This window comes from Mycobacterium sp. ML4 (assembly GCF_054515735.1).
Window position 1 is genome coordinate 1 of the sequence record NZ_JBTNSY010000048.1, and the last position, 17,573, is coordinate 17,573.

Annotated in this window: 20 protein-coding genes; 12 read left to right on the forward strand and 8 right to left on the reverse strand. The window is 66.0% G+C overall.

Annotated features, from left to right (window positions below):
* Positions 1-122 precede the first annotated feature (122 nt).
* From ACX9NE_RS28430 to ACX9NE_RS28445, 4 genes are all read left to right on the forward strand, one after another.
* Positions 123-302: a hypothetical protein gene (locus ACX9NE_RS28430; protein WP_459365065.1), complete on the forward strand. Its 180-nt coding sequence runs from the start codon at positions 123-125 to the stop codon at positions 300-302.
* Between the two features lie 17 nt (positions 303-319).
* Positions 320-589, forward strand: a complete 270-nt coding sequence (locus ACX9NE_RS28435; protein ID WP_459365066.1) for a hypothetical protein — start codon at positions 320-322, stop codon at positions 587-589.
* Between the two features lie 553 nt (positions 590-1,142).
* Positions 1,143-1,376 (forward strand): hypothetical protein, encoded by a 234-nt coding sequence (locus ACX9NE_RS28440; protein ID WP_459365067.1) that lies wholly within the window; start codon positions 1,143-1,145, stop codon positions 1,374-1,376.
* A 192-nt stretch (positions 1,377-1,568) separates the two neighbouring features.
* On the forward strand, positions 1,569-2,981 hold the full coding sequence (locus ACX9NE_RS28445) for an NAD(P)/FAD-dependent oxidoreductase (protein ID WP_459365068.1): 1,413 nt from the start codon (positions 1,569-1,571) through the stop codon (positions 2,979-2,981).
* On the opposite strand, the gene ACX9NE_RS28450 is transcribed toward ACX9NE_RS28445, so the two are convergent.
* The 3 genes from ACX9NE_RS28450 to purT are packed head-to-tail and all read right to left on the reverse strand — an operon-like array spanning position 2,978 to position 5,902.
* A complete protein-coding gene (locus tag ACX9NE_RS28450) occupies positions 2,978-4,198 on the reverse strand; it encodes an O-succinylhomoserine sulfhydrylase (protein ID WP_459365069.1) in 1,221 nt (406 codons plus the stop codon). The two genes, ACX9NE_RS28445 and ACX9NE_RS28450, sit on opposite strands and share 4 nt — an antisense overlap.
* A 22-nt stretch (positions 4,199-4,220) precedes the next feature.
* On the reverse strand, positions 4,221-4,640 hold the full coding sequence (locus ACX9NE_RS28455; protein ID WP_459365070.1) for a rhodanese-like domain-containing protein: 420 nt from the start codon (positions 4,638-4,640) through the stop codon (positions 4,221-4,223).
* Positions 4,637-5,902 carry a formate-dependent phosphoribosylglycinamide formyltransferase gene (purT, locus tag ACX9NE_RS28460; protein WP_459365071.1) on the reverse strand — a complete coding sequence of 422 codons (1,266 nt, stop codon included), beginning with the start codon at positions 5,900-5,902 and terminating at the stop codon, positions 4,637-4,639. Before purT ends, ACX9NE_RS28455 begins: the two co-directional genes overlap by 4 nt.
* Positions 5,903-6,007: 105 nt before the next feature.
* On the opposite strand from purT, the gene ACX9NE_RS28465 reads away from it, so the two are divergent.
* Positions 6,008-6,319 carry a PE family protein gene (locus ACX9NE_RS28465; protein ID WP_459365072.1) on the forward strand — a complete coding sequence of 104 codons (312 nt, stop codon included), beginning with the start codon at positions 6,008-6,010 and terminating at the stop codon, positions 6,317-6,319.
* Positions 6,320-6,332: 13 nt separating this feature from the next.
* The gene (locus ACX9NE_RS28470) at positions 6,333-7,646 is read left to right on the forward strand and encodes a PPE family protein (RefSeq protein ID WP_459365084.1); all 1,314 of its coding nucleotides are present in this window, start codon (positions 6,333-6,335) and stop codon (positions 7,644-7,646) included.
* Between the two features lie 7 nt (positions 7,647-7,653).
* Here the strand turns inward: ACX9NE_RS28470 and ACX9NE_RS28475 are convergent, their stop codons facing one another.
* Positions 7,654-8,325: a PaaI family thioesterase gene (locus ACX9NE_RS28475; protein ID WP_459365073.1), complete on the reverse strand. Its 672-nt coding sequence runs from the start codon at positions 8,323-8,325 to the stop codon at positions 7,654-7,656.
* Positions 8,322-9,620, reverse strand: coding sequence for an adenylosuccinate synthase (locus ACX9NE_RS28480; protein ID WP_459365074.1), 1,299 nt, complete (start codon positions 9,618-9,620; stop codon positions 8,322-8,324). The genes ACX9NE_RS28475 and ACX9NE_RS28480 overlap by 4 nt, the downstream gene beginning before the upstream one ends.
* Before the next feature lie 88 nt (positions 9,621-9,708).
* Between ACX9NE_RS28480 and ACX9NE_RS28485 the strand changes: the two genes are divergently transcribed.
* From ACX9NE_RS28485 to ACX9NE_RS28495, 3 genes are all read left to right on the forward strand, one after another.
* The gene (locus ACX9NE_RS28485; RefSeq protein ID WP_459365075.1) at positions 9,709-10,350 is read left to right on the forward strand and encodes a peptidase M50; all 642 of its coding nucleotides are present in this window, start codon (positions 9,709-9,711) and stop codon (positions 10,348-10,350) included.
* Positions 10,351-10,359: 9 nt separating this feature from the next.
* Positions 10,360-11,112, forward strand: coding sequence for a site-2 protease family protein (locus ACX9NE_RS28490; protein WP_459365076.1), 753 nt, complete (start codon positions 10,360-10,362; stop codon positions 11,110-11,112).
* A 127-nt stretch (positions 11,113-11,239) separates the two neighbouring features.
* Entirely contained in the window at positions 11,240-12,133 is an 894-nt protein-coding gene (locus ACX9NE_RS28495) for a cation diffusion facilitator family transporter (RefSeq protein ID WP_459365077.1), read from the forward strand.
* Here ACX9NE_RS28495 and ACX9NE_RS28500 read toward each other — a convergent pair.
* Complete coding sequence (locus ACX9NE_RS28500; RefSeq protein ID WP_459365078.1) at positions 12,130-12,543, reverse strand: DUF3151 domain-containing protein; 414 nt, start codon at positions 12,541-12,543, stop codon at positions 12,130-12,132. The two genes, ACX9NE_RS28495 and ACX9NE_RS28500, sit on opposite strands and share 4 nt — an antisense overlap.
* A gap of 39 nt (positions 12,544-12,582) precedes the next feature.
* Between ACX9NE_RS28500 and ACX9NE_RS28505 the strand changes: the two genes are divergently transcribed.
* Positions 12,583-13,401, forward strand: a complete 819-nt coding sequence (locus ACX9NE_RS28505) for an Rv0361 family membrane protein (RefSeq protein WP_459365079.1) — start codon at positions 12,583-12,585, stop codon at positions 13,399-13,401.
* A gap of 99 nt (positions 13,402-13,500) precedes the next feature.
* Here the strand turns inward: ACX9NE_RS28505 and fbaA are convergent, their stop codons facing one another.
* On the reverse strand, positions 13,501-14,535 hold the full coding sequence (gene fbaA, locus ACX9NE_RS28510; protein ID WP_459365080.1) for a class II fructose-bisphosphate aldolase: 1,035 nt from the start codon (positions 14,533-14,535) through the stop codon (positions 13,501-13,503).
* Between the two features lie 87 nt (positions 14,536-14,622).
* On the opposite strand from fbaA, the gene ACX9NE_RS28515 reads away from it, so the two are divergent.
* Positions 14,623-15,279 (forward strand): DedA family protein, encoded by a 657-nt coding sequence (locus tag ACX9NE_RS28515; protein ID WP_459365081.1) that lies wholly within the window; start codon positions 14,623-14,625, stop codon positions 15,277-15,279.
* Here the strand turns inward: ACX9NE_RS28515 and ACX9NE_RS28520 are convergent.
* Entirely contained in the window at positions 15,268-16,383 is a 1,116-nt protein-coding gene (locus ACX9NE_RS28520) for a glycoside hydrolase family 76 protein (RefSeq protein WP_459365082.1), read from the reverse strand. The genes ACX9NE_RS28515 and ACX9NE_RS28520 overlap by 12 nt on opposite strands.
* A 325-nt stretch (positions 16,384-16,708) precedes the next feature.
* Between ACX9NE_RS28520 and ACX9NE_RS28525 the strand changes: the two genes are divergently transcribed.
* Complete coding sequence (locus ACX9NE_RS28525; RefSeq protein WP_459365083.1) at positions 16,709-17,443, forward strand: Crp/Fnr family transcriptional regulator; 735 nt, start codon at positions 16,709-16,711, stop codon at positions 17,441-17,443.
* Positions 17,444-17,573 lie beyond the last annotated feature (130 nt).

A 17,573-nucleotide genomic window follows, 5' to 3' on the forward strand; every position in this document is an offset into this window, starting at 1 on the left:
TCCGATCAGCTTCGAATCCCGCGCACTGCATGGAGAAATCCTGAAGGATGTCCTCGACGCTATTTCACCAGAATCCCGCGCAGTCGTAGAAGACGACTGAAACATCAATCCCGAGCGGGTCGGTGGAATCGGCTGGGGTTGCCGCCGCGGCGATGCATGCCGCTCTTGGTGAGTTTTGCGGCGCGTTCGGTGGTCACTTGTCTTGGGTGTCGGCGGCGTTGACGGTGGCGTCGGGGGCGTTTGTCGCGATGGATGAGGCGGGCGCCGCGGCACTGACAGTGGTGGCGCCCGGGACCGCCTAGGCCAATACTGGTAATGGATGGAGAAATCCTTGAGCAACGTTCTCGACGCTATTCCAGCGGGGCCGCGTGCTGTCATAGTTGAAGAACTGATGCGATTTAATCCGGCTCTTCTGGCTGAACTTCGCGCGACCCAAGCGCCGACCAATAAGCAGAGGGAGTCCGTTGAAAGTGTGCTTGCTGGCGTATTGGTAAAGAGCTTTGGGCCGGACTGGGAGCCGAGTGCGCGCGGACTGGCAGTTGAACGCGCAATTTCCGCGTTCTTTGAGGCCTGGCCAATAAATGAGTAGCATCAATGAGATTATGCGCCGCGCAACTGAAGCTGCTGCCTAACCATATCATCAATCAATTTTCAATTCATGCGGACGCACTGCGACTCCGACCTCCCGACCACGCGCGCCAGATGGCGCATATCGGTCAGGAAGGCGGTGCTACGTCCCCGGCGACCGATGGCGCAATGCGCATTAGGATTACAATCCTCATGATACGCCAAACTCTCGGTGGCAAAACATTGCAATTGGAAATCTCCCGGCCCTCAGCTGCTCGGAAGACGGAATGATCGCCTTTCCCCTAAAAGAACAGATAGTTACTTTGGCGACGAGGCAGTTCTAGCGTGTGCGGATCAGGCGGGACTGCGTAGGTTTAATTCGGCCGCGGTTTCAGCGCGGAAAGACGGCCAAGCGAGTTTCGAGGGCGGCGGAATTGAGCATCGGATAATCCGGCAGAGCAATGCGGCTGACGTCGAGCAGGGTTCGCGAAACCGTCATATGGCGACAGTGGTTTGAATAAGGACGGCCGAGTGGTAGCCGCATGGGCAGAAAGCCGCGATGGATGGAGAAATCCGTGAGCAATGTATTCGAAGCTATCCCAACGGAATCCCGCGCAGTCATCGAAGAAGAGCTGGGACAGCAGAATCCCGAGCTTCCGGCGGAGCTTCGCTCTGCCGGGCAGCCGACCAAAGACCAGACCAACGCCACGATAAAGCTGCTGATCCGCGCGATGACGAAGAACTTCGCGGACGATGTTCCCAATGAACGCGGAAAGACAATAATACTGCGATTGGTCAATATCTCCTGAACTGGCCGCGGCGACCATAACCTCAACACGCCACCGATGCAGGGCCGGTATCAAGGCGTCGGCAAAGTCGAAGCGCCTGCCGATACGTTCGGTCACGCTGCTATCGCGCCGTCGCTCTGCACAATGCATACCGCTGAGACGGGTTGAGTCGTACGGTAGATGCGCCGCAGTGACCAGACTCCGAGGAGGACCATGACGCCCCCACCCGCCGAAGCATCGGCTGCCGAGAAGCGCCATCACGTCGTCATCATCGGAAGCGGGTTCGGCGGCCTGAATGCGGCCAAATCGCTCAAGCGGGCCGACGTCGACATCACCCTCATCTCCAAGACGACCACCCACCTTTTTCAGCCGCTGCTGTACCAGGTGGCGACCGGCATCTTGTCCGAGGGCGACATCGCTCCCACCACGCGGCTGATCCTGCGCAAGCAGAAGAACGTGCGGGTGATCCTGGGTGAGGTGAGCGGGATCGATCTCAAGGCCCGGACGGTCACGTCGAAACTCATCGCCATGGAAACGGTGACGCACTACGACAGCCTGATCGTGGCCGCCGGCGTCCAGCAGTCCTACTTCGGCAACGACCACTTCGCCACCTTCGCGCCGGGCATGAAAACCATCGACGACGCACTGGAGCTGCGGGGTCGCATTCTCGGCGCATTCGAAGCCGCCGAAGTCGCCACCGATCTCGCCGAGCGCGAACGCCGGTTGACCTTCGTAGTGGTCGGGGCCGGTCCTACCGGCGTCGAACTGGCCGGCGAGATCGTCCAGCTCGCCGAGCGCACCCTGGCCGGAGCGTTCCGCACCATCACCCCCAGCGAGTGCCGGGTCATTCTGCTCGACGCCGCCCCCGCAGTGTTGCCGCCGATGGGCCCGAAGCTGGGCCTCAAAGCGCAACACAAGCTGGAAAAGATGGACGTCGAGGTCCAGCTGAATGCCATGGTGACCGGCGTCGACTACAAGGGCATCACGGTCAGGGACAAGGACGGTACCGAACGGCGCATCGAATGCGCATGCAAGGTGTGGGCGGCAGGCGTGCAGGCCAGCTCGCTGGGCAAGATGATCGCCGAGCAGTCCGACGGGACGGAGACCGACCGTGCCGGAAGGGTTGTGGTGGAGCCCGACCTGACCGTCAAGGGACACCCGAACGTCTTCGTCGTCGGTGATCTCATGTCGGTGCCGGGCGTGCCCGGGATGGCTCAGGGCGCGATCCAGGCCGCGAAGTACGCCACCGGCATCATCAAGAATGTCGTCAAGGGCAAGGACGACCCGGCCGCGCGTGAGCCGTTCCACTACTTCAACAAGGGCAGCATGGCTCTCATCTCCCACTACAGCGCCGTCACTCAGATCGGCAAGCTGGAGTTCTCCGGCTTCCTCGCCTGGCTGGCCTGGTTGGGGCTGCACCTGATCTACCTGGTCGGCCACCGCAACCGCATCGCGGCCATGTTCTCCTGGGGCCTGGCCTTCCTGGGCCGCACCCGCGGCCAGATGGCCATCACCAGTCAGATGATCTACGCGCGGGTCGCGGTGAACTGGGTGAGGGAGTATGCCGAAGAAGGCACGCTGGCCGCCGCCGAACGCGCGGAAGCGGCCGAACAGCGGGCCGGCTAACTCAGGGCCTGGTCGATATCGGCGATCAGATCGTCGGTGCCTTCCAGGCCGACCGAGATCCGGACCACGCCGTCGCCAAGACCGATGGCGGCGCGGCCTTCCGGGCCCATGGCCCGGTGCGTCGTCGTAGCGGGATGCGTGACAAGCGATTTGCTGTCGCCGAGGTTGTTGGAGATGTCGATCAGCCGCAGTTTGTCCAGCACTTCGAAGGCCCGCTGCTTCGCGGCTCCGTCGGCCGCCTTCAGCTCGAAGGTGACCACCGTTCCGCCGCCGGACATTTGGCGCTTGGCCAGGTCGAACTGCGGGTGCGACGGCAGGAAGGGATACCGCACCCAGTTCACCGCGCGATGGCCTTCCAGGAACTCTGCGATACGCTGCGCCGAGGCATTGCTGTATTCGACCCGAACGGCAAGAGTCTCAAGGCCTTTCAACATCACCCAGGCGTTGAACGGGCTCATCGCGGGTCCGGTGTGGCGCATCAGCTTCTGCACCGGACCGTCGATGTACTCCCGGTCGCCCAGGATGGCGCCGCCGAGCACCCGACCCTGGCCGTCGATGTGCTTGGTGCCCGAGTACACCACCACGTCCACCCCGAGCGGGATCCCCTGTTGCAGCAGCGGCGTCGCAAAGACGTTGTCCAGCACCGCCTTTGCCCCAGCAGCATGGGCCAGGTCGGTGACCGCGGCGATGTCGACCAACGACTGCATCGGGTTTGACGGCGTCTCGAAAAACACCGCCTGGGTAGGTTGGGCCAGCGCCTGCTCCCACTGCGCGAGGTCGTCACCGTCGACGAACACCGTCTCCACGCCCCAGCGGGGCAGGATCTCGCTGCACACCACGAAACAGGACCCGAACAGGCTGCGCGCCGAAACCAGCCGATCACCGGCACCCAGTAGGGCGCCCAGCGACACGAACACCGCCGCCATCCCGCTGGCCGTCGCGAACGCCGCCGGCGCACCCTCGATCATGCGCAGCCGTTCCTGGAACATGTTGACGGTCGGGTTGCCGTAGCGCGAATAGACGTAGTGGTCGACCTCGCCGGTGAACGACCGCTCGGCGACTTCCGCCGACGGATAGACGTAGCCGGACGACAGGAACATCGCCTCGGAGGTCTCTTCAAAACCCGAGCGCATCAGCCCGCCGCGCACACCGATGGTCGCCTGGCTCACGCCGTCGGGCAATGCCTTGGGCGTGCGGATCGACTCGCCGTCGCTCATCCCCGTTGTCCAGCCCCTGCTACTAACCCTGTTTCCAGGGCAGCCCGACCGCGCGCCATCCCGTCTCGCCGCGGTGGCCGTGCGCGTCGAGTTGACCCTCGAAGCCGTCCAGCACGTTGTAGGACGGCGTGTAACCGGCCTCGGTCGCGACTTCGGCCGCCCCGATCGAGCGGTTGCCGGAACGGCACAAGAAAACCACCGGCCGCTCGCCCTCCCCGCCAGCCGGGATCTTGTCCTGCAGTTCGGCGAGGAAATTGTTGTTGTGCTGTCCGTTGGACTTGTTCCACTCGACGTAGACCACCTCGCGTCCCAGACTCGACAGGTCCGGAACCCCGACGAAGCGCCATTCGGCGTCGGTGCGTACGTCCACCAACACGGCTCCAGGATTGTCGCTGAGCAATTTCCAGGCCTCGAGCGGCGTGATGTCTCCTGCGTAGCTCACCCGCGTGAGTCTCGCACACTCAGGCGGGCCGCGGCGTCGCGGGCGCGGTCCCGGGCAGCCGCCACGTCCGGCGCGGTGGCCAGCGCCACACCCCAGTTGTCGGGTATGGCGACGGGCTGGTCGTCGACGGCCGAACCGAACACCCGTAGATCGCTTTCGGGCACCGCGAGCGCGGTGGCCAAGATGTCGCCGCTGGGTGCCACACCCGGCGCGGCCGGCCCCTCAGCGATCAGCCGTGCGGCGCCCGGCGACACCATCATGGTGTCCACGGCAACGCCGAGAACAGCCCGCGCCTGTAACTCGAAGGCCGAAAGTCGCTGCGTACGCAATGTCACCCAGGCACTATGGGTCGGACCGGCGGTGACTTCAGCGAAATACACCTCGTCGCCGTTGATCATCAGCTCGACGCTGAATACGCCGCGACCGCCCAACGATTTGACGATACGTGCGGCGATCGATTTCGCCGCGTCCACCGCGGCGGTGCTCATGTGCTGCGGCTGCCAGGATTCCAGTGCACAAGTCTCGTCGCTGCGGTGACCGATGGGCGCGCAGAACTCGATCACCGGCCCCGACGGGCCTTCGGTGCGAACCACGATCAGCGTGACCAAGAATTCGACATCCACCACCGTCTCGGCCCAGACCCGCCCGGCGCCGCCCTCGGTTGCCAGTTCCCAGGCGTGAGCGACTTCGTGCGCGCCGCGAACCACCGAGCGGCCGCGACCCTGCGGACCGGCGACCGGCCTGACCAACAGCGGGTAGCCGGCGTGCGCCGCGACCGCCTCCAGTTCGGCATGTGAGTCGACGAACCAGAACGGCGCGGTGGGCAGGCCGAGTTCGTCGGCGGCCAGCCGGCGCAGAGCCTCCCGGTCCGCCGTCAGGCGCACGGCGCGAGCGTGCGGCACCAGTTCGGCGTCGTGGGTGTCGAGATTGTCCAGTGCTGCCGCCGCTGCGGCCGTGTCGAACGCACCGGGAAGCGTCACCACGAAGTCCGGTTGCAGCGCGCCCACCACGGCGGTCAGCTCGTCGGAGTCGGTCAGCGTGTCCGCGTCGGCGGTGATCACTTCAGACCCCAGGCGCTGCAACGCAACCGCCAGCTCCTGGCCGGACTCATCCGAACCCAGCAGCAACACCCGCGGGCCCGCATCGGCTTCCGGTTCCGCCGGGTCCTCCACCGTCCACGTCGTCGTCGTGCCCCGGTCGGCAGCCGCCGAGCCGTCGGGCTTGCCGGTCTCGTGTCGTCCTTCGGTCAAGCCGTCAGTCACACCCTCAACAATAGGGGCGCCTGTGAGAACGACGCGTCTGGACTCATTTTTGGAGATTTTGTGTAACTCTGCTGGAAGTCACAATGTTTCGCTGAGGAGATGTGCATGTCATTCGTGACGACCCAGCCGGAGATGCTGAGCTCAGCCGCGAACAACCTGGCGAACATCGGTGCGGCCATGCGCGCGTTGAATGACGCGTCAGCCTCGCTGACCACAGCGGTGATGCCCGCCGGGGCCGACGAGGTGTCCGCGAAGACGGCGGTCAGGTTCGCTGTGCACGCCAGGCTGTATCAAATTGTCAGCGCACGAGCCGCGGCGATACACGAGGAGTTCGTGGCCGTGCTGGCGTCCAGCGGTGGCCACTATGCGGCGACCGAGGCGGCTAACGCCGCCGTCGCGGGTTCGGCAGGGATGTAAGGCCGTGCTGGGCATGGAGTACGGGGCGCTTCCCCCGGAAATCAACTCGGCCAGGATCTACTCCGGGCCCGGGTCGGCTCCGCTGTTGCAGGCGGCGGTCGCCTGGGAACGGCTCGCCAACGAACTGAACTCGGCGGCCGACTCCTACGCCTCGGTGATCTCCGGTCTGACCAGCCAGGAATGGCTGGGGCCGTCGTCCCTGTCGATGGCAGCGGCGGTCACCCCCTATATGGCCTGGATGCGGGCCACCGCCGCCCAGGCCGAGCAGGTCGCCGCCCAGGCGCTCACCGCGGCCAACGCCTATGAGGCCGTCTACGCGGCCACGGTGCCGCCGGCGGCCATCGCCGCCAACCGCAGCACGACCATGTCGCTGGTCCAAACGAATATCTTCGGGCAGAACACGCCGGCGATCGCTACCAGCGAAGCGGACTACGGCGAGATGTGGGCCCAGGACATCGTCGCGATGGAAGGCTATGCCGGAAATTCGGAAGCCGCCTCCCAATTGGCCCCGTTCGCCCCGCCGCCGGCGACCACCACCGAGGGCGCGCTGGCCGGTCAAGCGGCCGCCGCCGCGGCAGCGCCGGCGGAGACAAGCGTGCTGCCCACGCTGCAATCGCTGCTGCCCTCCCCGTTTTCCGACATACCCAACCCGTTGGAGGATCTTGACGTGCTGGTACTGGCGGCTGTGGCCGTGTCGGCCGGCGCCTTGGGTTTGTCCGGAATTCAGCTTGGCGAGGTGTACCGCCACGACACGGTCGACGAGACCGAGAAAGAGGAAGAGCTCGAACTCGAAACGACCGATAAAACCGCGGGTTCTGCGCCGGCCCGTAAGCAACCTTCGACTCCGGGCGGACAACGCCTCGCAAGCCCGCCCCAGGCGCCGATCGCCGCTCTATCGGGCTACTCCAGCAGCATCGGCGGGCTGTCGGTGCCCCCGACCTGGAACATGCCGCCGGCAGTGCGCCAGGTCGCCGCCATGTTCCCCAACACCACGCCGATGTACCTGACCGCCGCCGAGGACGGCGGCGGCTACACCGGCATGATGGCGGCGGGTCTGGCCGGAACCAGCCTGGCCGGCCTGGCGGCGCGGGGGGGATCCTCGTCGCCGTCCCCGACGCAGCCGGCGGCAGGCGGCACAGGCGGAACCGCAGCGGCGACCAGGCCGGCTGCCAACACCCCCGCGATACCCGCCGCGGCCGCCGCGGCGCATTTTCCGGGGCTGCCGCAGGGCTTGCCGCCGGGCGTGGTGGCCAACCTCGCGGCGACCCTGGCCGCTATCCCGGGCGCGACCATCATCGTGGTACCGCCGAACCCGAACCAGGGTTAGGGCGGGGTTAGGGCTGGCCCGGCAGGAGGCGAACCATCAGGCCGTTGCCCTCGGCCAGCAAAGCCTCGTCGGCCTCACCCGAGGTCTGCACCAGCTCCGCCGACACGAACGCTTTGCGTCCCTCGATGCGGGTGACCCGCCCGCGGATGGTCAGCGGTACGTCGATCGGTGTGATCTTGCGATAGTCGACGTGCAGGAAGGCCGTCCGGCTGATCGGCCGTCCGGCGGCGTGCGAGACCATGCCGAACGTGTGGTCGAACAGCAGCGGCAACACTCCCCCGTGCACCGCCCAGTTGCCCCCGACGTGAAACCGGGTGAAATGGCCGGTCATCTCGACGCCGTCGGGCGCATAGCGGGTCAGCTTCCAGGGCGGCAGCAGCAGGCTGCCCATGCCGGGCAGGTCGGGGGTGCGCCCGGCCGGCGACTTTCCCGCATCGGCCTCGAACGGCTGCAGCAACTCCATCAGGGCGGCGGCACGCTCGGCCGCCTCATCCCACACGTCATCACCGGGGTCGGCGGACACCGCCAGGTCCTGCAGTCTGCGCATGGTCGCCACGAACTTCCCGAACCCGGGTCCCGGACTGGCCGGCCCGTATTCCGGAAAGCCGCCGTGGTGTTCGTACTCGGGATCTTCGTCTCGGGGATCGCCCTGGGGGCTGAGCGACGTGTAATGCGTCACGCGCGGGGCGCCAGAACGTCGCGCCGGACGATGGTCTGGTCCCGGCCCGGACCCACACCGATGCACGAAACATGTGCTCCGGCAAGCTCTTCCAGCCGCAACACGTAGTCACGGGCCTTGGCGGGCAGATCGTCGAACTCGCGGGCACCGGAGATGTCCTCCCACCAGCCGGGCAGTTCCTCGTAAACCGGCTGCGCGCGACACAGATCGCTCTGGGTCATCGGCATCTCCGGTGTCCGCTTGCCGTCGATCTCGTAGCCAACGCAGACCGGCACCGTCTGCAGGCTCGACAGCACGTCGAGCTTGGTCAGAAAGTAGTCGGTGATGCCGTTGACGCGGGTGGCGTAGCGGGCAATGACCGCGTCGAACCAGCCACAACGCCGACGCCGGCCCGTCGTGACCCCGAATTCACCGCCCGTCTTGGACAGGTACTCACCGTTCTCGTCGAACAATTCGGTCGGGAAGGGGCCCGAACCCACCCGGGTGGTGTAGGCCTTGAGGATGCCCAGCACGGTGCCGATCCGGGTCGGGCCGATGCCCGAGCCCACCGCCGCGCCGCCGGCCGTCGGATTGGACGACGTCACATACGGATAGGTGCCGTGGTCGACGTCGAGCAGCGTGCCTTGCGAGCCTTCCAGCAGCACCGTCTCCCCGGCGTCGAGTGCGTTGTTGAGCAGCAGCCGGGTGTCGGCGATCCGGTGCCGGAAACCTTCGGCCTGCTGCAGTAGCGCCTCCAGAACCTGGTCGGCATCGAGCGCCTTGCGGTTGTAGATCTTGACCAGGATTTGGTTTTTGAGCTCGAGGGCGGCCTCGATCTTGTGTTGCAGCTGCGCGTGGTCGAGCACGTCGGCTACGCGGATACCCATTCGTGCGATCTTGTCCTGATAGCACGGGCCGATGCCGCGCCCGGTGGTGCCGATCTTCTTGCTGCCCATGTAGCGCTCGGTGACCTTGTCGATCGCCACGTGATAGGGCATCAGCAGATGCGCATCGGCGGAGATCAGCAGCCTGGAGGTGTCGACGTCGCGATCCTCCAGGCCCTCGAGTTCGTCGAGCAGCACACCGGGATCGATGACCACGCCGTTGCCGATCACGTTGGTGACGCCGGGCGTCAGCACGCCCGACGGAATGAGGTGCAGGGCGAAGTTCTTCCCGGTGGGCAGCACGACGGTGTGCCCCGCGTTATTACCGCCCTGGTAGCGCACCACCCACTGCACTCGTCCACCGAGCAGATCCGTGGCCTTACCTTTGCCCTCGTCGCCCCACTGGGCTCCGATGAGGACGATTGCCGGCATGACGTGCTCCCAACTCGTCTGGCAGGTTGGGCCCCTTATTGTGGTCCAGCCGGTGACCTACCCTACCCAGCGGTTCGCGAGGAGTGTCATGAATACGGCGGAGAACGCCCCCGGCGTGGCGGTGCTGCTGTTCGCCGACGCCCGGCTGCCGCGCCCGTTGCGGGGTCTGCCCTCCCTACCGAAAGACCTCACCACCATTCCAGGCGCGTACCGCAGGCTCGTCGTCGTCGGCGCTGACGGCGATCTGGCCGACGTGCTGACCCGGTTGCTGCGCGCCGAACGACTCGACGTCGAGGTGGCATACGTTCCGCGCAGGCGGACACCGGCCACCCGCATCTACCGGTTGGCGTCAGGTTTCCGAGCGGTTCGGCGCGCGGTGTCAGGGATCGCGCAGCGGGTGCCGTTGATTCGTGACGACACCGCGACGGCGCTGGTCGGGCGTGCCGAGTGGTTACCGCCCGGGGAGGCTGCCTCGATCCGGGGCGAGGCCGTCGTGGACGACACCGTGCTGTTCGACGGCGATGTCACCGGCGTATGGATCGAGCCCACGCTTGCCATGCCGGGTCTGCGGGCGGCCGTTGCCCGGCGTTGGCCGAGCTGGGTCAGCGGACGGGCCGTTCAGCTGGGCACGACGGGCGCGGTCGTGCTGCGCGACGGGGACTCCGTACCGCGACCGGTGCGCCGGTCGACGTTCTACCGCCATGTCGAGGGCTGGCTGCTGGTTCGGTAGCTTTTACGGGTGCGCCCCAGCCCGATCTTTCTTGGCCTGGTCGGCCTGACGGGCGTCGGTGCGGCGCTGGCCTGGGCCGCCGGGTCGGTGGTGCGGCCGCTCGCTTACGCAGGGGTGTTCGTCTTCGTCATCGCCGGCTGGCTGGTGTCGCTGTGCCTGCACGAGTTCGGGCACGCGTACACGGCCTGGCGCTTCGGCGACCACGACGCGGCGGTGCGCGGCTACCTGAATCTGGATCCGCGGCGCTACAGCCATCTCGGGCTGTCGCTGGTACTGCCGATGGTGTTCATCGCGCTGGGCGGGATCGGACTGCCCGGTGCCGCGGTATACCTGCAGACCTCGTTCATGACGCCGATGCGCCGCACGTTGGTGAGCCTGGCCGGGCCGGCGATGAACCTGGCTCTGGCCGTGCTGTTGCTGACCGCAACCCGGTTGTTCCACGACCCGGCGCACCTGGTGCTCGCCGCCGCGATGGCGTTCCTGGGTTTCCTGCAGGTCACCGCGGTGGTGCTGAACCTGCTTCCGGTTCCGGGCCTGGACGGCTACGACGCGGTGGAGCCGCACCTGAGCCCGCAGACCCAGCGCGCGGTGGCACCGGCCAAGCAGTTCGGTTTGTTCATCCTGCTGGTCGTGCTGCTGGCGCCGGGATTGAACCGGTATTTCTTCGAGGTCGTGTACTGGTTCTTCCAGCTCTCCGGGGTGCCGCCGCGGCTTTCGATGGCCGGCGGCGCACTGACCCGCTTCTGGAGCGCGCTGACCTGAGCATGATTGGTCGCTCGAAACTGAGCGCAGGCACACCTTGTTCGGCGGAGTCGTGTGCATGGTTTCCGTGTCGCGGCGCATTGCCCGTCTTGCAATATATGCGCGATAACGCATATATTGACTAGCCATGGGCGCCGGACACAGTCACACCCCCGCTGAGGCGGATGCATCGCGCATGATCCCCCGGATGATCGCTGCCGCGGGGATACTTGCGACGTTCTTCGTCATCGAACTGACCACCGCAGTGCTGATCAACTCGATCGCTTTGCTGGCCGACGCCGGCCACATGCTCACCGACGTGGTGGCCGTGTTCATGGGGCTGGTCGCCGTCATACTCGCCCGGCGCGGCAGCTCGTCACCCGACCGCACCTACGGCTGGCACCGTGCCGAGGTATTCACCGCGGTGGCCAACGCCGTGCTGCTGGTGGGTGTCGCGCTGTTCATCCTGTACGAGGCGATCGAACGGCTCGGCGGCGCGCCGTCGGTGCCCGGTGTGCCGATGATCGTGGTGGCCCTGGCCGGCGTCGCCGCCAATTTCCTGGTGGCGATGCTGCTGCGGTCGCACTCGGAGGCCAGCCTTGCGGTCAAGGGCGCCTACATGGAGGTCGTCGCCGACACCGTCGGCAGCATCGGGGTGCTGATCGCGGGGGTCGTGACGGTGACGACACACTGGCCGTACGCCGACGTGGTGGTGGCGGTGCTGGTCGCGCTGTGGGTGCTCCCCCGCGCGATCGCGCTGGCCCGCGCTGCCCTGCGCATCCTGTCCGAGTCCTCGCCGGCCCACATCGACGTCGACGAGTTGCGGTCGGCGCTGGGCTGCCTCGACGGTGTCACCGACGTGCACGACCTGCATGTCTGGACGCTGTCGCCCGGCAAGGACATGGTGACCGCCCACCTGACCAGCACCGCCGACTCGGCACAGGTGCTCAACGAGGCGCGGGCAGTGCTGTCGGCCCGGGGCCTCAACCACGCCACGGTGCAGATCGACTGCCCGGACGGCCACTGCGAGGAGACGTTCTAGAAACCGAGCGCGGCACGGGCCGCCGGGTCACAGTCGTCAAGCAGATCCAGGCAGCGCCGGTACTCGTCAGTCTCGCCGATGGCGTCGGCGGCACGGCCCAGCGCCGCCACGCAGCGCAGGAAGCCGCGGTTGGGCACGTGGGCGTAGGGCACCGGTCCGAACCCCTTCCAACCATTGCGTCGCAGCTGATCCAGACCGCGGTGATAGCCGGTCCGGGCATAGGCGTAAGCCGTGATCGCCTTGTCTTCGGCCAGCGCCTCTTCGGCGAGTGCCGCCCAGGCCACCGACGCCGACGGATGAGCTGCGGCGACGATTCCCGGTTTCTCGTTGGCGAGCAGTTCGGCCTCGGCCTCGCTGTCGCCGGGCAACAGAATCGGATCGGGTCCCAGGAGGTCACGGGTGGGCGTCATGGCCCCATTGTGCCAACGCGGCTCGGTTAAGCTGCACGCATGCCCAACGCACCCGAGCCAGACCGCGACGGCACAAAATCCAGCGGCACATCGGACGCTGAGCGCAACCCCGACGCCGAACCGACCGAGGCCCGCCCCCTGATTGCCAGCGACTCGGAGACCGAGACTCAGGTGATCGCCACGCGCAACCCGCACGAGAGCTTGGAGGCGACCGTCCCGGGCGGCCAACCAGAGCGGCGCTTCACTGCACCCGGTTTCGACGCCAAAGAAACCCAGGTCATCGCCACGGCCCAGGATGCGGCCACCGAAGCCTTCCAGACCCACCCGGCGCAGGGGACGCCGCCAACCCCGCCGTTGCCACCGAAAACAGCTGTTCCCCAATCGATTCCACCTCGCGGCGGAGCCAAGCCGGGCGCCAGGCAGCGGAACTGGGGTTGGGTGCTGGCGGTCGTCGTCATCGTGCTGGCACTGGCGGCGATCGCGATCTTCGGCACCGTCCTGCTCACCCGCAGCCAGCGCCCCCAGGCTTCGCAGGAGGACCAGGTCAAGCAGACCATCCAGAACTTCGACATCGCAATACAACGCGGCGATCTGACCGCGCTGCGCAGCATCACCTGCGGCAGCACGCGCGACGGCTATGTCGAGTACGACGAGAAGTCCTGGACCGAGACATACCAGCGCGTCTCGGCGGCCAAGCAGTACCCGGTGATCGCCAGCATCGACCAGGTCGTCGTCAACGGTCAGCACGCAGAAGCGAACATCACCACGTTCATGGCCTATGACCCGCAGACCCGTTCCACCCGCAGTCTTGACCTGCAGTTCCGCGACGACCAGTGGAAGATCTGCCAATCCAGCTGACCAGCGGACTCGGCGGCGTTCGTGCCGCATCTCGGCGAACGTGTCGTGAGGGCGGGTTTTCGACGCTTTTTCCGCCTTCAGCGCACGCTCGGCGAGAGGTTAACCCGACAGCGACTTGCCGGCGCAGTGCAGGTCGTTGCAGGCCTCGATGACCCGCTCGGTCATGCCGGCTTCGGCCTTCTTGAGGTAGCTGCGCGGGTCGTAGACCTTCTTGTTGCCGACTTCGCCGTCGACCTTGAGCACGCCGTCGTAGTTGGAGAACATGTGCGCCGCGATCGGCCGGGTGAACGCGTACTGGGTGTCGGTGTCGACGTTCATCTTCACCACGCCGTAGCGCAGCGCCTCCTCGATCTCGGACTTCGCCGAGCCGGAGCCGCCATGGAAGACGAAGTCGAAGGGCTTGGCGTCGTCCCCCAGGCCCAGTTTCGCGGCCGCCACCTTCTGGCCCTGAGCCAGGATGTCGGGACGCAGTTTGACGTTGCCCGGCTTGTAGACACCGTGCACGTTGCCGAACGTCGCGGCCAGCAGGTAGTGACCGTGCTCGCCGTGGCCCAGTGCCTCGATGGTCTTCTCGAAGTCCTCCGGGGTGGTGTAGAGCTTGTCGTTGATCTCGTTGGCGACGCCGTCCTCTTCGCCGCCCACCACGCCGATCTCGATCTCGAGGATGATTTTGGCGGCCGCGGCCTGCTTGAGCAGTTCCTGTGCGATTTCCAGGTTCTCGTCGATCGGGACCGCCGAGCCGTCCCACATGTGCGACTGGAACAGCGGATTCTCGCCCTTGCCCACCTTTTCTGACGAGATCGCCAGCAACGGACGCACGTAGCTGTCCAGCTTGTCCTTGGGGCAGTGGTCGGTGTGCAACGCCACGTTGATCGAATATTTGGCCGCGATGATGTGGGTGAACTCGGCCAGCGCGACGGCACCGGTCACCATGTCCTTGATCCCGAGCCCGGACCCGAATTCCGCGCCGCCGGTGGAGAACTGAATTATGCCGTCGCTGCCGGCGTCGGCGAAGCCCTTGATAGCGGCGTTGACGGTCTCCGAGGAGGTGCAGTTGATGGCCGGGAACGCGTAGGCATTCTCCTTGGCACGTCCCAACATCTCGGCGTAGATCTCGGGCGTTGCGATAGGCATGGAAGACTCCTTGTACGGAACGTGGTCTGCTCAGTATTGCAACGCCGGTATGTTGAAGCACCATGAGCACCACCGTGACGGCCTGCCATGTCTAGGGGCAGCATCCTGGACCCGATGTTCTGGATCGGCCCCGAGGGCTTGTTCGCTGCCGCGGTACTGCCGACGATCCTGGTCATCGTCTTCGTCGAAACGGGATTGTTGTTTCCGCTGCTGCCCGGCGAATCGTTGCTGTTCACCGGCGGACTGCTGGCCGCCAAGGGGACTCTGGACATCTGGATCCTTGCGCCCGCGGTCGCGCTGGTCGCCGTCCTCGGCGACCAGACCGGGTACTTCATCGGCCGCCGCATCGGCCCGGCGCTGTTCAAGAAGGAAGATTCCCGGTTCTTCAAGAAGCATTACGTGACGGAGTCGCACGCGTTCTTCGAGAAGTACGGGTCATGGGCGATCATCCTGGCCCGGTTCATGCCGTTCGTGCGCACGTTCACGCCGGTGATCGCCGGTGTCTCCTACATGCGTTATCCGGTGTATCTCGCATTCGACATCGTCGGCGGCGTCTTGTGGGGCGGCGGCGTGACGGTGGCCGGTTACTTCCTGGGCACGGTGCCGTTCGTCAACCAGAACCTGGAAAAGATCATTCTGGGCATCCTGTTCGTGTCGATGATCCCGGCGTCCATCGCGGCCTGGCGCGGCTACCGGTCCCGCCGCAACGCAGCGGCACCCGAAGAAGTGCCGCTACCGGACTGATTTGACCATCGCGACGTTGTGCGCGGCCTCCATCAACATCCACCCCGACAACTGCACCGAGAGGTCCCGCTCGGGAATGGCCGAACTGTTCACCGCACCTTCGACGAACTGCGCCTGCTGTCCCCCCGCGGTCGGTATCTCCGCGTCGCGGTCCCAGAAAGCGCCGAACACCGGTAGGCCGTCCACCGTCTGGCGGTAGTCCCACGCCGACTTCGCCGACGACAGCACGATGTCACCGGCGGTGTCGCGGGCGGCCTTGTCCTCCGCCGAGTCGCCGGGCAGATCGGTGGCAACCAGTGCCAGATACCGGGCGGTGATGCCGCCGAACAGGCCGCCGTCGCCGCCGCCTGCGCTCTTGAGCACACCTTGCGCGGCCATGTGCTCCTTGACCGCCGCGACCAACCGGTGCACGCGGGGCCGGTGCCGGTCGTCGTGGGTGCGGTTGGCCAGCTCGACCTCCAGCCCGAGCACCACACCCTGGCAGTAGGTGTACTGCGCGCGCACCAGCGACCCGTCCTTGATGCCGTCAAGCACCAGGTGGGTGTCTGGGTCGATCAGCGTTTCATCGATCCAGTCAGCCATCTGCTGCGCCCGGCGCAGGTGTCCTTCGTAGCGGGCCAGGAATATCCCCGCCGGGCCGTTTCCGGGGGCGTTGAAGAACTGGTCCTGCTTACGCCACGGGATACCGCCGCCGTCCTCGGGCACCCACGCGTTGACGAACTGGCGGGCCAGTGTATGCAGGGCGCCGCTGCGCTCGATGCCGACCAGACGCGCGGCCCGTTGCAGGGCCAGCGCCAGCCACGCCATGTCGTCGTAGTAGCTGTTGGTCCAGCGCAGGGTGTTACGCAGCCGGTGGGCGCGGATCTGCCGGTTGATCCTGGTGCGGCGCTGCGGCTGCGGATCGCGCACCTGCGCGTCGATCAGGCAGTCCAGCAGATGCGCCTGCCACCAGTAGTGCCAGGTACCGAACATCCGGTCGCTGCGATCCGACGGCCAGGCCACCACACCCAACTGGGTGCCGGGCAAACCCCACAGCCGCCGCAGGTTGCGTTGTGTGACCGCGGTTTCGCTGGTGGCGGCGCGGTTCGCCCATACCTGATCCATAGGCGCATGTTAAGGGTGACGGCGAGGAACGCCACCGGCAGCCGGCAACTTCGCAACGCAATCGAAGACGCCGGCGCCGGTAGCTGCGGTCGAGGTTCTTTGTCGGTGATGAAGCGAGCCACATTCACGTCGCCGCCCGACTCACACGCAGCATCGGTTCACCTCAGGGAGGCGCTCAACGCGAAAAGCGTTGCCAGGATTAGCCATAGCGCCGACATCTGGCCGCCTGAGACGCAATCGCCGGAGCCGAACACGCGGTGACTTCGATTCGACGCCGCGACTGCCGGAATGGTGACATGATCGTCGGTGCATCAAAGGAGGCACGATGTCCGACCAACCGGCGACTCCGCTCCGGCATCTCGTTCAGTCGCTGGCCGGCGGGCAGGAAGTCATGGACGCACAGGTGCGACATGCTGCGTGGGTGGCACGGTGCGTCGGTCGCGGGGCTTCGGCACCACTGCACCCCAATGATCTGGCCGCCCTGGCGGAAAACTTGCAAGCTAAGAACTTTCCCCCGGGTGCCGTGCTGTTCGTCGCCGATCAAGCCGCCCAGGAAGTGTGCATCGTCCGGCAGGGGCAGATTGAGCTCTCGGTAGGCTCAGGCCGGCGCCGGGCGGTGGTGGACGTCCTTCGCCCCGGCGACGTGGATGGCGACATCCCGTTGTTGCTCGACATTCCATCGCCATACACCGCGAGGGCCTTGACCGATTCGCGCTGTCTCATTCTGGACCGCCAAGCGTTCGATCGGCTGCTTGTCGACCGTCCGGCGATTGCGAGGCGCTGGTTGTCGAGTGTGGCACAACGTGTGTCGGCAAGTCAGGCCAGATTGATCGGACTACTCGGCCGGCCGCTGCCCGCGCAACTGGCACAGCTGCTGCTGGACGAGGCAGTCGATTTGCGAGTGGAACTCGCTCAGCGCACCATCGCCGCGATGCTCGGAGCTCAGCGGCCGTCGGTCAATAAAGTGATCAAAGACTTTGAGCGCAACAATCTTGTCAAGGTCGGATACGCCGTCATCGAAATACTCGACCCGGCCGCCTTAGGTGCTTTGGTGCAATAACTTCCGATGCCATCCGGACGGATCACCGATCTGGTTCAACGGAAGCAACTAGCCATGCTCACCGGTAGGAGCTTCGTTTGGCGGCGACGGATTGTCGGGCTGCTGCAAATCAACCTGCGGTGGTAGCGGA

What these genes read in the sequence shown, in the direction of transcription:
- ACX9NE_RS28480 (WP_459365074.1), bottom strand. Translation starts at nt 9,620, where the DNA reads ATGCCGGCAATCGTCCTCATCGGAGCCCAGTGGGGCGACGAGGGCAAA.
- ACX9NE_RS28450 (WP_459365069.1), bottom strand. Translation starts at nt 4,198, where the DNA reads ATGAGCGACGGCGAGTCGATCCGCACGCCCAAGGCATTGCCCGACGGC.
- ACX9NE_RS28495 (WP_459365077.1), top strand. Translation starts at nt 11,240, where the DNA reads ATGGGCGCCGGACACAGTCACACCCCCGCTGAGGCGGATGCATCGCGC.
- ACX9NE_RS28505 (WP_459365079.1), top strand. Translation starts at nt 12,583, where the DNA reads ATGCCCAACGCACCCGAGCCAGACCGCGACGGCACAAAATCCAGCGGC.
- fbaA (WP_459365080.1), bottom strand. Translation starts at nt 14,535, where the DNA reads ATGCCTATCGCAACGCCCGAGATCTACGCCGAGATGTTGGGACGTGCC.
- ACX9NE_RS28520 (WP_459365082.1), bottom strand. Translation starts at nt 16,383, where the DNA reads ATGGATCAGGTATGGGCGAACCGCGCCGCCACCAGCGAAACCGCGGTC.
- ACX9NE_RS28445 (WP_459365068.1), top strand. Translation starts at nt 1,569, where the DNA reads ATGACGCCCCCACCCGCCGAAGCATCGGCTGCCGAGAAGCGCCATCAC.
- ACX9NE_RS28465 (WP_459365072.1), top strand. Translation starts at nt 6,008, where the DNA reads ATGTCATTCGTGACGACCCAGCCGGAGATGCTGAGCTCAGCCGCGAAC.
- ACX9NE_RS28470 (WP_459365084.1), top strand. Translation starts at nt 6,333, where the DNA reads ATGGAGTACGGGGCGCTTCCCCCGGAAATCAACTCGGCCAGGATCTAC.
- ACX9NE_RS28515 (WP_459365081.1), top strand. Translation starts at nt 14,623, where the DNA reads ATGTCTAGGGGCAGCATCCTGGACCCGATGTTCTGGATCGGCCCCGAG.
- ACX9NE_RS28435 (WP_459365066.1), top strand. Translation starts at nt 320, where the DNA reads ATGGAGAAATCCTTGAGCAACGTTCTCGACGCTATTCCAGCGGGGCCG.
- ACX9NE_RS28500 (WP_459365078.1), bottom strand. Translation starts at nt 12,543, where the DNA reads ATGACGCCCACCCGTGACCTCCTGGGACCCGATCCGATTCTGTTGCCC.
- ACX9NE_RS28485 (WP_459365075.1), top strand. Translation starts at nt 9,709, where the DNA reads ATGAATACGGCGGAGAACGCCCCCGGCGTGGCGGTGCTGCTGTTCGCC.
- ACX9NE_RS28525 (WP_459365083.1), top strand. Translation starts at nt 16,709, where the DNA reads ATGTCCGACCAACCGGCGACTCCGCTCCGGCATCTCGTTCAGTCGCTG.